The organism is Rhodococcus sp. IEGM 1318, assembly GCF_033142465.1.
Classification (GTDB): Bacteria; Actinomycetota; Actinomycetes; order Mycobacteriales; family Mycobacteriaceae; genus Rhodococcus_F; species Rhodococcus_F qingshengii_B.
On sequence record NZ_JAWLSC010000004.1, the window covers coordinates 349,079 to 362,330 of the forward strand.

The window sequence follows — 13,252 nt, forward strand, 5'->3', positions numbered from 1 at the left end:
TGAGCCGTTACCCGACCAGCTCGGCGAACTTGGCCAGCGAGGCCTCGAGATCAGCCTTGGCGTTCTTGGCAACTGCCTTGCCGATCGGCCCGACGATCATGGTGCCCTTGAAGCTGGCGTCGACGGTTGCCTTCGAACCGGCACCGTCGGCCTCGACCGAGAGAACGAATTCGACGGTGACGCCGGCCATTCCGGTACCGGCAATCTTGACCATCTTCGGAACCTCGACCTCTTCGACGGTCCACTCGATCTTGTTTGCCATACCCATCACGGAGACGACCTCGGTGAACTTGGCGCCCAACGCAACCTGGGTGGGGAGTTCACTCTTCCAGCCCTGGTGAATGGTGAGCCACTCTTCCCAGCGAGACAGGTCGGAGAGCGCATCCCAGGTCTTCTCGGGGGATGCGGGCAGTACAGCGGAGACGGAAACGGAAGCCATGATGAAACTCCTGGTGGGTAGCTAGCGGGTTGTGGGTGTGATTCAGCGTGCGTAGGGCTTGTATGCGGTCACGACAACTGCGCCGCCGAGTCCGATGTTGTGCTGGAGAGCGACCTTCGCGCCGTCGACCTGACGCTTGTCGGCGGTTCCGCGGAGCTGCCAGGTGAGTTCGGCGCACTGGGCAAGACCGGTTGCGCCGAGGGGGTGCCCCTTGGAGATGAGGCCGCCGGACGGGTTGACCACCCAGCGTCCGCCGTAGGTGGTGTCGTCGGCGTCGACGAGCTTGCCGCCGTCACCTTCGGCGCACAGTCCGAGCGCCTCGTACGTCAGCAACTCGTTGGTGGAGAAGCAGTCGTGGAGTTCGATGACGTCGACGTCGTCGGCGGTGATCCCGGCCTGCGCGTACACCTTCTCAGCGGCCTTACGGGTCATGTCGGCGCCGACGAGACTGATCGCGCTCTTGTCCTCGAAGGTGCTGTTCATGTCGGTGACCATGGCCTGTCCGACGATCTCGATCGCCTGAGCAGCGAGGCCGTGCTTCTCGACGAATGCTTCGCTGGCGATGATCGCCGCGCCGGATCCGTCCGAGGTAGGCGAGCACTGGAGCTTGGTGAGCGGCCCGTGGATCTGGCGTGCTTCGAGGATCTGCTCGAGGGTGTACTCGTCCTGGAACTGCGCGTACGGGTTGTTCAGTGAGTGCTTGTGGTTCTTGACGGCGATCTTCGCGAACTGCTCTGCAGTGGTTCCGAAGCGTTCCATGTGCTCGACGCCGGCCGCGCCGAACATGTACGGAGCGGGCGGCATCGCGAACTCCTGCAGCTCGGCGAGAGCGAGGAGGTGCCGCATGAGTGGCTGTTCACGGTCGTCGTAGGTGGATCCGAGGGACCCGGACTGCATCTTCTCGAAGCCCAGCGCCAGTGCGCAGTCGGCCTGACCGCTCTTGACTGCCTGCGTGGCGAGGTAGAGCGCGGTCGATCCCGTCGAACAGTTGTTGTTGACGTTGACGATGGGGATGCCCGTCAGACCCAGCTCGTAGACAGCCCGCTGACCTGCGGTGGACTCGCCGTAGACGTAGCCGACGTATGCCTGCTCGACCTCGGTGTAGTCGATACCCGCGTCTTCGAGCGCCTTGGTACCCGACTCGCGTGCCATGTCGGGGTAGTCCCACTCGCGGGCTCCCGGCTTCTCGAACTTCGTCATGCCGACGCCGACGACAAAAACCCTGTTACTCATTGCCACTCCTGAAGAGAACGGTATCTGTGTGTGACACGCTGTCCCACCAAAGTATGTGAGACATCTTGTCCAGTCAATGGCGGGGTGAGTATCGTTCGATTTATGACAAAAACAGCCGAGTCGGCGCAGCCCGACGGGCGCAGCACTCGCTGGAACGATCACAAGGAGCAGCGCAAAGCGCGGATCCTCGACGCAGCACTCGATGCAGTCAACGAAGGTGGCGCCGACGTCGGCGTCCAGCAGATCGCCGAGCGCGCCGACGTCCCACGTTCCGTTGTCTACCGGATTTTCAAGGATCGAGCCGACCTCGACGAGCAGCTGCGAGTTCGCATCCTCGAGATGATGATGACCGACCTGACACCCACCCTCACGCCGCAGGGTACGGTCGGCGAGGCTATCTCACGGGCAGTCGAGACCTACCTCCAGTGGATTGTGAAATACCCACGACTGCACCACTTTTTAGGCAAGGGCTCGCCGAGCACGCGGGCCACCGGTTCGAAAGTGGTGACCGGAACCAAGACGGCCATCGCCGTGCAATTGGGGAACCTGTTGGGTGCGATCCTCGCCAGCCGCGGCAAATCGTCGAAGATGGCGGAGCCCTTGGCTTTCGGCGTCATCGGATTGGTCGACGTCAGCGTCAACCGTTGGCTCAGCCAGCCGGGTTCCGATGTGACCAGTGCGGAATTGGCCGAGTTCCTGGGGCGCTCCATCTGGCAGGTTCTGGACGGCAATCTTCGGAGCATCGGCGTCGACATAACTCTGTCGACTCCGATCGCCGACCTGTGACAGTTACCGAACTACCCTGGGCACTCGACGGACGTGGACTTCAACTGAACCGGGTTCTACCACTCGCCCTACACGCGCTGGGTGAAGACAACGCTACTCTCGCAACGGAACTCGAACCCAACCTCCTGACCCCGTATCTCCTCGGCGAAGAATGCCAGGGCTTGTGGCGCTACCGGAGCACGCAGATAACCGGGAACCCACTCGACAGCGCGTGGATCACCCGCATCGCCGTCGATGCCCGCACCTCGACGCCGGTGGGGTTGGCCGGATTCCACGGTCGCCCCGATGCGCGCGGGATGGTGGAGATCGGATATCGCATCGACCCGGCATTCCGGCGACTGGGCTACGCTCGAACTGCCCTCGAGATACTTCTCGACGTCGCGAGTCGCCAATCCGAAGTGCACATCGTTCGAGCGACCATCAGCCCGGACAACATCGCATCGCGAAATCTGATCAGCCAGTACGGTTTCAACGAAGTCGGTGAGCAGTGGGACGAAGAAGACGGTTTGGAGACCATCTTCGAAGTCAGCGCTTCTCCGGAACCGTGACAGCCGTCAACCCGCTGGTTTTATCGGTCCAGTGAATGGCACGATCCACGAGCATCACCGGCGTCCACAACCTGTATGTCTTCACCTGATGGTGATGACGACACAGGCATTGGAGGTTGCTCGCAATGGTCCACCCACCGCGTCTCGGATCGGAAGGATCGAACTCGGTGATGTGGTCGAGTTGGCACCTGTTCGCGGGCACCGAACAACCAGGGAACCGGCAGTGACCGTCGACGGCCCGCACCAATGCGGCCAGAGCCGCTCCCGGAGTGTAGGTCAGCGCGCCGGGAGGTGGATCGGGCTGGGCGCCATGCCCATCCGATCTTCGAACTATGTCCGGGGCTCGCGCGACCAACCGTTGCATTGCCCGAATCCGATCTCCGCAGCCTTTCGGTTCGCGACTCAGGCGATCGCGTCGGGCGACAAGCGGCAGGACAGCCGGAGTATGTTGCCGGCGCGGTCGATTCCCGGCGGCCTGAGAGCGAAAGTCGACAAACAGTGCCTGCCAAGTGGAATCGGCGGCAAGCTCGCGAGCAAAGTCGGGATCGATTGGCCCGTACCCGTCGATACTCGCGGGATCTGACGTCAACCCGAGGAGCGTCGGCAGATCGCACACGATGTGCAGCAACGGCTTCCGACGCGAGGGCGCAGTTGATCGACTTGCTGGGGATACTGCCTCGCACGTTTCGCTGCCACACTGGCAAGTCAGCCCGTTCTCACCGTGCAGGAGAGCAACCAGCGCGTCGGCCCGGCGCGTCGAGGCATTTCGTGGATCGTGGTTGCAGACGCTTCCGGCGGCCTCGTTGATCAGGCCAAGCGCTTCGACAGCCTCGTTCGCGCTGAGTGTTGCCTGCAACTGGGCGAGTCCGTGACGGTCTGCACGCGTGCGAACATCGCGGTGTTCCAGCATTTTCCGGCGACGTTCGGCGGCAGCGTCCGGATCGTAGGCAATGAGCTGACGTTCAATGTCGCGCTCCAGTTGCCCGGGCGGAAGACGGTGCGCCGAGGCAAGTACCCGGCGCTCGAGTGCTGCGATCGCCTCGGGGTCGACCCCGGTGAGTCCGTCGACAATCTTGCGCACGCGCGCATAGTCCAGCTCGCCGGCAGCAAATGCGGCCTTGGTGAGCGGAAGGAACTCGCGCAAGGCGTCACCGATCTCGATGTGAACTTCGGCTGTGCGCCGCGAACACGTGAGCATGACCGCGATCTCGTTGCACGCGATCCGCCACGCCTTGTCGACATCACCGGACACGTCGAGTTCCGCATTGAATCTCGACTCCGACAACATGGATGCACCGAGCACCTTCTGTGCGGCCAGCATGTTCTCGCTCTGCGCCGTTGCAAAGAGCATGTCGGGCAGCACGAGTGGATCGACGACAGGACGGCCGTCATCTACAACTGCCCCCACACCGCCCGTCGATCCATTATCGAACATACATTCGAGACTAGACCTGCCCACCGACAAGAAAGCTAGAGTGCCGGTTTGTATCCCTTACCCTGCATCCAGGCGAGCACATCCAGCACCCGGATCGCCGGAACGGCATCGTCCAGTCCGGCCCGAACTCGCAAGTCGAGCAATCTCACGTGTAATTCTCCGTCGTGCAAGGCCTCTCGTACCGGTTCCAGATGGGCAGCCTTCGTTCCCAACTCCCGCCCGATGACGTCGTCGTAAATCGGGTAGAGCCGCGGACGCTTGCGTGCGATCAGTTTGGACGCCATGGTTCGCCCGACGCCGTGAATCTCTCGAAGCGCCGTCTCCAACCGCCACACCGGAGATTCCGGAGTGAAGGGATCGGGTTCGTTCGACAGATCGCGATCGGGGCCCACGGCGGCCAGGAGTCGATTCAGTTCGGCATTGTTCTCCCCGAGTAGGAAGAAGGCTCCCTGCGCCGGAACCTGAACCGACAGAAGCGTCACCGCAACAAGATCTTCCGCGGTGAAGATGTTCGCATCACGATCGCGGTTGCCACTGGGATCCCAGGAATCCCACAGCGCACCGGTACGGAGATAGCCCGTCTTCCGGAGCGGCCTCGTGAAGTATTCCTGCAGCACGTCGACCGCGCCGGCATCGTCCCCGTCTCGCAGCACACGCGGGAGGCGGATGGGCAACTGATCAACCATGGTCGAGCGACCTTTCCAGTACATATTTGGCGAACCCGGAGTTGTGATATTGCCGAAATGGGCCCTTGCCCTTGGCAACAAGATGCTCCGCGAGCGGACGAACCGTCGTCATGTCGACGGGCAGTTGAGCAAACTGTTCCAACGCATCCGAGTCCTCGAGACTGCAGTCGATCACGGTCCCGTCGCCGTCGGCGGACGCCAACTCGGTGCGTCTGATGGCGACCAGATCGTGCTTGTCATCGAGTTCTTCGATGCTGCAGCCGGTTCGCGATTCCAGTGCCGAACTGGATACGTATACGGACATGACGTGCTCGATCGGCTTACCGCCGACCAGATGGCACTCGACGCTCAGAATCTCCATCGGACCGATGTTGAGTGTGAACAAGCGATGGCGCTCCGCCGATCGATTTGTCGACGGCAGGCAACTGATCGTCCACTGTTCGATCTCGACGGCGGCCGGCGCATCGAACGCGTAGGAGAGAACCTCGGCAATCAGCTCGGCAAGATCTTCGAAGAGCGGGTCGCGCTGCAACCGCTCGAAATTCTCGACAGAAGCGGCGGGACGCACAGGCGCCTTGCTCACGCAGGTCCCCTCTCGTCCGGTGCTTTGCTCTCAGACCTCGCGTCCAAGGTACCCAGCCCTACGCGGGTCTCGCGCGTTCGCCCTCACATACACCCTCGCGTTATGGTTCTCGACACGCACCACCGCCTTACCGATCGCTAACTCGAGGAGCACACGAAGTGGAAATCAAGGGAACCGCAGCACTGGTCACCGGAGCGGCATCAGGCCTCGGCGCCGCAACAGCCAAGCGCCTCGCCGACGCCGGCGCTACCGTCTTCGGCCTGGATCTGCCCGCGTCGATCGAGCGCGCAGGCGACAACGTCCCCGCCGGCGTCACCCTCATCCCCACCGACGTGACCAGCGGCGAAGACGTCGAAGCAGCGATCAACCAGATCGTCGAGTCGGGCTCCCCGCTGCGCATCGTCGTCAACTGTGCCGGTGTCGGCTGGGCCGGACGCATCCTGTCCAAGAAGGGTCCGCACGACCTCGAGCTGTTCCGCACGGTCATCACCGTCAACCTGCTCGGCACCTTCAACGTCATGCGCCTGGCCGCCGACGCCATCTCCAAGACCGAGGCCGTCGACGACTCCGGCCAGCGTGGCGTCGTCATCAACACCGCTTCCGTTGCTGCCTTCGAAGGACAGATCGGCCAGATCGCGTACTCCGCTTCCAAGGGCGGCGTGCACGGCATGACGGTTCCGGCTGCCCGTGACCTCGCGCAGTTCGGCATCCGCGTCAACACGATCGCCCCCGGCATCATCGACACCCCGATGCTCGCAGGCGTCACCGACGAGTACCGCAAGGGCCTCGAGGCCGGCGTTCCGTTCCCGTCCCGCCTGGGCCAGCCGTCCGAGTACGCGCAGCTCGCGCAGATGATCGTCGAGCACGACTACCTCAACGGCGAGACCATCCGCATGGACGGCGCTCTCCGCATGGCGCCGCGCTAACTTCCCTGCTGTGCGCCTTTATTAACCGCCCGCGGTTAATAAAGGCGCACGGTTTGTCAGAACGAATGAAAATACCCACCGCTGGATTGGGCAGTTGCGCTGAGGTACTCGGCCACTTCCGTCGCCGGCATCGGTCGGCTGACGTAGTAACCCTGAACCAATTCGCAACCGGCGGTACGCAAGAGACTCAATTGGTCGGCCGTCTCCACGCCTTCCGCCAATGACTGCATACCGAGCGCCTTCGCCACCTCGACCACCGAAGTGACAACTGCCGAATCACCCTCGCTCAGTTCGGTGATGAACGACCGGTCGATCTTGAGAATGTCCAACGGCAGTTTCTTCAAACTCTCGAAAGACGAATAGCCAGTTCCGAAGTCGTCCAGGGCAATCGCAATTCCGGTGGCACGCAGGCGATCCAGCTCGGCGACGGCAAGCTCCTCTACCGCTCCCGTCTCTGTGATTTCCAGCTGAAGCCGTTTGCTGGACAGACCGGATGCCTCCAGCGCATCGTTGACTGCTGATCCGAAGCCGGACGACATCAGTTGCACCGGAGAGACGTTCACCGTCACGTAGGTGTCATCGGGCCACGTCGTAGCCTCGGCGCACGCCATGTGCAGTACCTGGAGCCCCAACGGGACGATCAAGCCGGTCTCCTCCGCAACATCGATGAAAATGCGCGGCGCAAGCACTCCCCGCACCGGATGGTTCCAGCGAAGCAGTGCCTCGAATCCCTCGACGCGGCCGGTGTCCGCACGAACCTGCGGTTGGTAGTACAGCTCGAACTGCCGAGACTCGATCGCAAGCCCAAGCTCTTGCAGGGCCGATGCTCGTTCCCTGGCCCGCGCCCGCAGCACCGGTGAGTATTTTCCGACCCGGTTCTTACCAGCGGATTTTGCCGCATACAGCGCCAGGTCGGCGGACATGACAAGCGTGTCCGCGTCTTCGGAATCTGCCGGCGCGCTGGCATACCCGATCGATGCACGAACCTCGATGCGATTCCCCCGCACGAAAAACGGCTCACGCAATGCACCCAGATAGCGAGCAAACACCTCGCCGCCGTCCCCTGTTCCCCGCAAGACGACGCCGAATTCGTCGCCACCGATTCGGGCGCACATGGCGCCGTCGACCACCCGATTGAGCCGTGCAGCAACGGAAATCAACAGTTTGTCGCCGACGGGGTGCCCTAACGTGTCGTTCACCGACTTGAAATTGTCCAGGTCGAGGATGCCGACAAGAACCTGCTCGCCGGTCCGGACAGCGCCGAGCGCGTCGGACAGCTCCGTGCCGAACGTCCGGCGATTCGGGAGCCCGGTCAGTCCGTCGGTTGCAGCAAGCCAAAGAATTCGCCGCTCGTAGTTGTACTTCTCGGTGACGTCCGAGCCCACGCCTCGCCAACCAACGAACTCCATGGCCTCGGAAAGCCTGGGATGACCCGACAGAGACCACCATCGGTCGACGCCGCCGACACGAACGGGAATGACGACCTCTCGAAACGGCATGAGGCGGTCGAGGTGATCTCCGATGACGTGGACCGCGGCTCGTCCACTCTTCGTCGAACCGACGTCGAGCCGATCCAACAATCCGCGCAGCGACAGCGTTCGCAGGTCGGAGACAGAGACTCCCGAGATCTGCGACAGCCGAGCGGAGGTGTGCGACAACGTCCCGGTGGTGTCGACTTCCCACAGCCAGTCGCGTGACCCGCCCTCGAAATCGTCGAGAAGCAAACTGACCATCTGGCGCTCGGCAGCAGCCTCGAACTCGGCAAGACAACGACTTCGGAACGACGCCCAGAGGTACACGACGCCGATAATCAGTGTCACCGAGTAAACGACCAACTGGAACGAGAGGACAGTGTATTCCGTGGTTCTCTTAGGCAGGATAACGACGAGCAATCCGATGCTGTGCACCAGAATCCACGCTACCGCTATCGACCGAACCGTCGACAATGCCACGGCGCCGGCGCCCATGACTCCGGCGAATGTCGCTATAAGCACAAGCTTTCGCGAGTTGTCCGTCACGGGAAGCATCGCGGCGGCGAGAACGACAAGCAGAAGCCCAAGCAGGATCACCTCGAGCATGAGCGCCCAGTAGTCGAACCTCGTCGTATGTTTGGGCGTGTACCGGCCCTTCAGGACGACTCGCGGTATCCAGACGCGCACCGAATTGAGGACAACCAAGAAGGCCGCAGAACCCCAGATCACCCGAAACTCGTTGTGACCGGGGGGTATGACGTACGCAAGCAAAGCGCACACGCTGAGTACATTGACCATGTTGGCCAGTGGCGCGACCGTCGTCACCTGCAGTATCTGGCGTGCGAAGAGGTCGCGCCGCTCGACGTCAGACAGTTCGGCGTCGCTCGCACTCGAAGTCAGCCTGCTCAGCATGCAACACCCTCCATCGTGGAGCCGACCAGATGAAGGTAGCGCGGATGCGGGCTCGGGGCACACGATGACGAGAAACTACGAATTGAAACACACTGTTAAATAGGATGTTTCAGACAATAGCGACAGAACGGATCGGCGCTACAACTCGGAAGCCAGCGGAATTTCCTTCTCCGCGCGGTCCGTCATCCACTCACGCAGAACCTTGGTGGCAATGACGTCGTCCTCGTTGTATTGCAGGATGCGTGTCCGCTGCGTCTCGTCCGGCTCACCGTCGTAGCCGACCGCCTCGCGGTACCACGCCATCGACGCTTCACCACCGGCTTCGGCGTCACGCCAGTTGAACCCGGCGACGGGGGCAATCTTCTTGAGTCCCTTGCCGTTCGGGCAGATGAACTGATCACTCACCGCTTGATAGATGTCGACCCACTGCGGACTGTCGATGAACTCGCGGATCTCGTCCTTGCTCGGAATCCCGGGCTCACCGGCAAACCTGCGCGCCGAGTCCAACAACCACTTGTCCTCGGCCGAACGCGAATAGCAGTACGCGGCAAAGGTTTTACCCGAAGCAGCGGCTGCGGCACGCTCCGCCATCAGCCAGCCCCAGAACTCCGCGAACGACCGCGCCTCGTCACGCGTCGGCAGCGGATCCCACGTCGCAAATCCTCGATACATCGAGAAGCCACCGACATTGAGCAGCGTTCCCCACAGGTAGGCGCCGTGCTCCTGATAGCTCTCCATGTCGACGTCGATCTCGATGTCCGCCCGAGTCACCGAGATCTTCTCGAACCGCCGCACCAACGGAGCATCTGCCAACCACGCCTTGGCGATCACGACTGCGTCGTCGAAATTTCCGTGCGGCCAATCCTCGAGCGGCTCACCGTCCCAGGCGGCCAGCTGATCTATCGTGTTGCAGCCGACGTCGCGCAGAAGCTCCGCGCGCGATCCGACAGCCACCAGGCTGACATCGCGGTTGCGAACCAACTCCTGCTTGCATTCGGTCCACCACGGGCACGACTTGCACTCGCTCACCTGTGACGGAGACGTCAGCACCTCACCGCGGGCAACAGCGATACGGTCGGCGAAACGCTCGTCGTAATCGTCGAGAATCGCACTGAGGTCGTGGACGAGGACGCAGTCTCCGTTGTATCCGATCGCGCCTGCCGTGAGCGACGGGCTCGCCAGCCCACGACGCTCGAGCATCCGATAGACCTGCGCGACGCGCATCTGATCGCGGACCTGGCTGCGGACCTTGCGCTTGGGATCGACCGCGGGCTCCCATTCGAGGAGCCCCGAGGTGATCGCGCCCTGGCCGGGATCGGTCACCTTGTGATTGACGACAATGACGGGGATGTACCCGCCGCCCTCGTCGTCACGGATGAGCATTTCGCAGCGGCCCTTGCGTCCGGTGTCGCGCTCGACGGGCAAGACCGCGCCCCAGATCCGGTCCGCGCCGGCCTCACAGGCAGCAAGAGTGTCACGAGCCTGAGCCGACGCCGATTGATCGGGGTTGATCTTCACCCAACGCTCGGGAGCAGCACCGATCACCAGTTCGGCGATCTCCGCGCGCTTCGCGATCGCGGCATCCTGGCGCTGCTTGACGCCGGTGTCGACGGGTTCCGAAGCCGATTTCCCGGGAAACAACCCGTCCAGACGCACCCGATGACGGCATCGGGTCAACGCCCCCGAATCGATGATCGGGAGCTGGGGCGCGGGGTTGTTAACGGAACACACGATGACGAAGATTATGTGCTCCCCTAGGCTGAAGCCGAAGCGCAGGTACCTGGCAACACACAAACACCTGGAAACGGGGTCCTTTTCGATGGGGTTGTTCAAGAAGCGAAAGTCTCGTGCCACCCGCAAGGCGGAGGCAAAGGCTCTCAAGCACAAGGCTGAGGTCGAGGCGAAGCTCAACGCCAAGAGCCAGCGTAAGCGCGACAAGGTCGAGACCAAGTCGCTCAAGAAGCTGGAGAAAGCCGAGATCGAGTCACAGCACAAGATCGAAAAGGCGCAGATCGCGACCCTGAAGGCGCAGGAGAAAGCCGCTGCGAATCAGGGCCTGACTGTCGCCAAGGTGCGTAAGTACCTGGGTGTGGCACGTCTGCTTGCCCCCGTTCTCCTGCCGATCGCCTACCGCGCTGCCACGGCTGTGCGCGCCCAGCTCGACACCACGCGTGCACAGAAGATGGGCATCGCCGTCGACCAGCTCGGTGACTACACCGGTCACGGCGCGAAGTTGAGCGCTCGTATCGCCGGCGCCGAGAGCTCGGTCACCGAGATCCTCAGCCGCAAGCCCGACGATGCGGAGACGCAGCGTTTTGCCGCCGCCATCCGTGAGCGCCTCGGCGATCTCAGCACGGCAGTTCGCGCTGCCGAGCAGATGCCGCAGGCTCGCCGTAAGGCAGCTCACCAGGCAATTTCTTCCGAACTCGACGGCGTCGAAGCAGATCTGCTCGCACGTCTCGGCGTGCGCTAGACCTGAGAACGCCAGTGAGAGCAGCCGAGCAGACCGCGACCCTCCGGGGGATATCTGTCGGTTCCGCTTCGGCTGCTCTCGCTGTCGCTGCGCACGGGATCGGCGGAGGCGAGCTGCCACAGTCGTCGTCGCTGACCCTGCTACTCGCCGTCTGCGCAACCGTCGGCGCCGTGACGGCCACCCTTCCCGCCCTCTCCCGGGGGCCCGCTGCCCTGATCGTGGCTCTTGGCTTGGGTCAGCTCGCCGCGCACACCACCATGACGCTCTCCGAGCACGCTCATTCGCCCGCTCCGGGATTGGTGATGCTCGGTGCTCACGCCGGTGCCACCGTCGCCTGTGCGGTGGCGGTCCTGGCCGCCGAGCGCCTCTACCGCGTTGTCACCCACGCTCTCCACGTCGTCCTGGCGTCCCTGGCTCCCGCCGCCGTCACTTCCCGCGGCCACACCGTCTCGACCGGAATCCATCACGGACCTGTCGACGCTCTGCTTCGCGCCAGCATCTCGCGGCGCGGTCCTCCTGCCCTGGTCTGAAGATTCGTAGAACTCCCCACCCCTTCACCAGACCAAGAGGACACTTCCCGACATGAAGAACACCCTGATTTCGCGTGCGGTTGTCACGACCGTCGCTACCGGCAGCGCCGTGCTGCTGGCCGCCGGAATTGCTTCAGCACACGTCAGCGTCGTCGCACCAGGAGCTACTCAGGGCGGATATTCCGTTCTCACGTTCCGCGTGCCCACCGAATCCGACACCGCTTCGACCACCAAGCTGACGGTGGCGCTTCCCGACCTCAAGTCGGCACGTACCGAACCGATGCCCGGCTGGACCGCTGTCGTGGAGAAGGACCCCACCTCGCTGGTCGCGAAGTCCGTGACCTGGACGGCCGATCCCGGCGTCGGCATCGCCCCCGGCCAGTTCCAGCAGTTCGTCCTTTCTGCCGGCCCGCTGCCGGAGCAGGAAGAGGTCGAGTTCAAGGCCGTCCAGACGTACAGCGACGGCAACGTCGTCAACTGGGATCAGGAAGAGCTTGCCGACGGCAGTGAGCCGGACAAGCCCGCCCCGACGCTGACTCTCGCCGCGTCCACCGGTGACGCCCACGGAGCGCCTGCTGCCGAGACGTCCGCTGCATCCGAATCTTCTTCGTCGGACAACACCGCCCGCTGGCTCGGCGGCATCGGCCTGGTGCTCGGCGCGTTGGGCGCTGCACTCGGCCTCGGCGCGCTGGTCAGGAGCAAGCGCTGATGAGTACCCGGATCAAGGTCATCGCCGTCGGCATGCTCGCGATGCTGGCCACGATGCTCGGAATGGGCACGGCCAGCGCGCACTCCGCGGTGGTCGGTTCCAACCCCGAAAACGGTGCGTCCATTCAGGTTGCGCCTGACAAGGTTTCGGTCACGTTCAACGAGGCCCTGCAGGCGCAGTTCGCGGCACTGACCGTCACCGGTCCCGACGGCAACCTCTGGACCAAGAGCGATCCGTCCGTCGAAGGACCCACTGTCAGTGCAGACCTCGGCGATCTCGGGCCGACCGGCGTCTACACCATCGCGTACCGCGTCACTTCCGCCGACGGCCACCCCGTCAATGGAACCCTGACCTTCACCCTCACCGAGGCGGGGTCGGGCACTCCCGGCGCTGCCGCTGCGTCGAGTACGGGTGAGTCGGAGTCCGGCAGCATGCCGGTGTGGATCTTCATCGTCGCCGGCGTCGTCGTGTTCGGCGGTGCGCTGTTCTTCGTGCTGCGTAAGCCGAAGTCGAGCTGATC

At 63.2% G+C, this 13,252-nt stretch carries 14 protein-coding genes; 7 read left to right on the top strand and 7 right to left on the bottom strand.

The features are described 5' to 3' along the window. Positions 1-7: 7 nt before the first annotated feature. Both R4P65_RS12530 and R4P65_RS12535 read right to left on the bottom strand, forming a co-directional pair. Positions 8-439 carry an SRPBCC family protein gene (locus R4P65_RS12530; RefSeq protein WP_019746343.1) on the bottom strand — a complete coding sequence of 144 codons (432 nt, stop codon included), beginning with the start codon at positions 437-439 and terminating at the stop codon, positions 8-10. 42 nt (positions 440-481) lie between these two features. Beyond that, positions 482-1,672, bottom strand: a complete 1,191-nt coding sequence (locus R4P65_RS12535) for a lipid-transfer protein (RefSeq protein ID WP_007735955.1) — start codon at positions 1,670-1,672, stop codon at positions 482-484. 102 nt (positions 1,673-1,774) lie between these two features. Here R4P65_RS12535 and R4P65_RS12540 point away from each other — a divergent pair, with 102 nt between their 5' ends. Further along, the gene (locus R4P65_RS12540) at positions 1,775-2,458 is read left to right on the top strand and encodes a TetR/AcrR family transcriptional regulator (RefSeq protein ID WP_020905717.1); all 684 of its coding nucleotides are present in this window, start codon (positions 1,775-1,777) and stop codon (positions 2,456-2,458) included. Continuing rightward, positions 2,455-3,006 carry a GNAT family N-acetyltransferase gene (locus tag R4P65_RS12545; protein WP_317826718.1) on the top strand — a complete coding sequence of 184 codons (552 nt, stop codon included), beginning with the start codon at positions 2,455-2,457 and terminating at the stop codon, positions 3,004-3,006. Before R4P65_RS12540 ends, R4P65_RS12545 begins: the two co-directional genes overlap by 4 nt. On the opposite strand, the gene R4P65_RS12550 is transcribed toward R4P65_RS12545, so the two are convergent. The 3 genes from R4P65_RS12550 to R4P65_RS12560 are packed head-to-tail and all read right to left on the bottom strand — an operon-like array spanning position 2,984 to position 5,710. Beyond that, entirely contained in the window at positions 2,984-4,441 is a 1,458-nt protein-coding gene (locus tag R4P65_RS12550; RefSeq protein WP_317826719.1) for an HNH endonuclease signature motif containing protein, read from the bottom strand. The genes R4P65_RS12545 and R4P65_RS12550 overlap by 23 nt on opposite strands. 35 nt (positions 4,442-4,476) lie before the next feature. Next, the gene (locus R4P65_RS12555) at positions 4,477-5,127 is read right to left on the bottom strand and encodes a DUF6308 family protein (RefSeq protein WP_029254164.1); all 651 of its coding nucleotides are present in this window, start codon (positions 5,125-5,127) and stop codon (positions 4,477-4,479) included. Then, positions 5,120-5,710, bottom strand: coding sequence for a hypothetical protein (locus R4P65_RS12560; protein WP_070796739.1), 591 nt, complete (start codon positions 5,708-5,710; stop codon positions 5,120-5,122). Before R4P65_RS12560 ends, R4P65_RS12555 begins: the two co-directional genes overlap by 8 nt. A 158-nt stretch (positions 5,711-5,868) precedes the next feature. On the opposite strand from R4P65_RS12560, the gene R4P65_RS12565 reads away from it, so the two are divergent. Beyond that, positions 5,869-6,636 (top strand): SDR family NAD(P)-dependent oxidoreductase, encoded by a 768-nt coding sequence (locus tag R4P65_RS12565; RefSeq protein ID WP_317826720.1) that lies wholly within the window; start codon positions 5,869-5,871, stop codon positions 6,634-6,636. Positions 6,637-6,692: 56 nt separating this feature from the next. Here the strand turns inward: R4P65_RS12565 and R4P65_RS12570 are convergent, their stop codons facing one another. Next, positions 6,693-9,020: a bifunctional diguanylate cyclase/phosphodiesterase gene (locus R4P65_RS12570; RefSeq protein ID WP_317826721.1), complete on the bottom strand. Its 2,328-nt coding sequence runs from the start codon at positions 9,018-9,020 to the stop codon at positions 6,693-6,695. A 138-nt stretch (positions 9,021-9,158) separates the two neighbouring features. Beyond that, the gene (locus tag R4P65_RS12575; protein ID WP_317826814.1) at positions 9,159-10,715 is read right to left on the bottom strand and encodes a TM0106 family RecB-like putative nuclease; all 1,557 of its coding nucleotides are present in this window, start codon (positions 10,713-10,715) and stop codon (positions 9,159-9,161) included. Positions 10,716-10,839: 124 nt separating this feature from the next. Between R4P65_RS12575 and R4P65_RS12580 the strand changes: the two genes are divergently transcribed. The 4 genes from R4P65_RS12580 to R4P65_RS12595 are packed head-to-tail and all read left to right on the top strand — an operon-like array spanning position 10,840 to position 13,250. Then, positions 10,840-11,493 (top strand): DUF6474 family protein, encoded by a 654-nt coding sequence (locus tag R4P65_RS12580; protein WP_003944178.1) that lies wholly within the window; start codon positions 10,840-10,842, stop codon positions 11,491-11,493. A 14-nt stretch (positions 11,494-11,507) separates the two neighbouring features. Continuing rightward, entirely contained in the window at positions 11,508-12,023 is a 516-nt protein-coding gene (locus R4P65_RS12585; protein ID WP_019746333.1) for a hypothetical protein, read from the top strand. A gap of 52 nt (positions 12,024-12,075) precedes the next feature. Continuing rightward, positions 12,076-12,732 carry a YcnI family protein gene (locus tag R4P65_RS12590; RefSeq protein ID WP_317826722.1) on the top strand — a complete coding sequence of 219 codons (657 nt, stop codon included), beginning with the start codon at positions 12,076-12,078 and terminating at the stop codon, positions 12,730-12,732. Beyond that, positions 12,732-13,250: a copper resistance protein CopC gene (locus R4P65_RS12595; protein WP_020905707.1), complete on the top strand. Its 519-nt coding sequence runs from the start codon at positions 12,732-12,734 to the stop codon at positions 13,248-13,250. The genes R4P65_RS12590 and R4P65_RS12595 overlap by 1 nt, the downstream gene beginning before the upstream one ends. The last annotated feature ends 2 nt before the right edge of the window (positions 13,251-13,252 follow it).

Excerpts from the sequence above, each read along its gene's own strand:
- R4P65_RS12530 (WP_019746343.1), bottom strand. The coding sequence starts at position 439 with ATGGCTTCCGTTTCCGTCTCCGCTGTACTGCCCGCATCCCCCGAGAAG.
- R4P65_RS12535 (WP_007735955.1), bottom strand. The coding sequence starts at position 1,672 with ATGAGTAACAGGGTTTTTGTCGTCGGCGTCGGCATGACGAAGTTCGAG.
- R4P65_RS12540 (WP_020905717.1), top strand. The coding sequence starts at position 1,775 with ATGACAAAAACAGCCGAGTCGGCGCAGCCCGACGGGCGCAGCACTCGC.
- R4P65_RS12550 (WP_317826719.1), bottom strand. The coding sequence starts at position 4,441 with ATGTTCGATAATGGATCGACGGGCGGTGTGGGGGCAGTTGTAGATGAC.
- R4P65_RS12555 (WP_029254164.1), bottom strand. The coding sequence starts at position 5,127 with ATGGTTGATCAGTTGCCCATCCGCCTCCCGCGTGTGCTGCGAGACGGG.
- R4P65_RS12570 (WP_317826721.1), bottom strand. The coding sequence starts at position 9,020 with ATGCTGAGCAGGCTGACTTCGAGTGCGAGCGACGCCGAACTGTCTGAC.
- R4P65_RS12580 (WP_003944178.1), top strand. The coding sequence starts at position 10,840 with ATGGGGTTGTTCAAGAAGCGAAAGTCTCGTGCCACCCGCAAGGCGGAG.
- R4P65_RS12590 (WP_317826722.1), top strand. The coding sequence starts at position 12,076 with ATGAAGAACACCCTGATTTCGCGTGCGGTTGTCACGACCGTCGCTACC.
- R4P65_RS12595 (WP_020905707.1), top strand. The coding sequence starts at position 12,732 with ATGAGTACCCGGATCAAGGTCATCGCCGTCGGCATGCTCGCGATGCTG.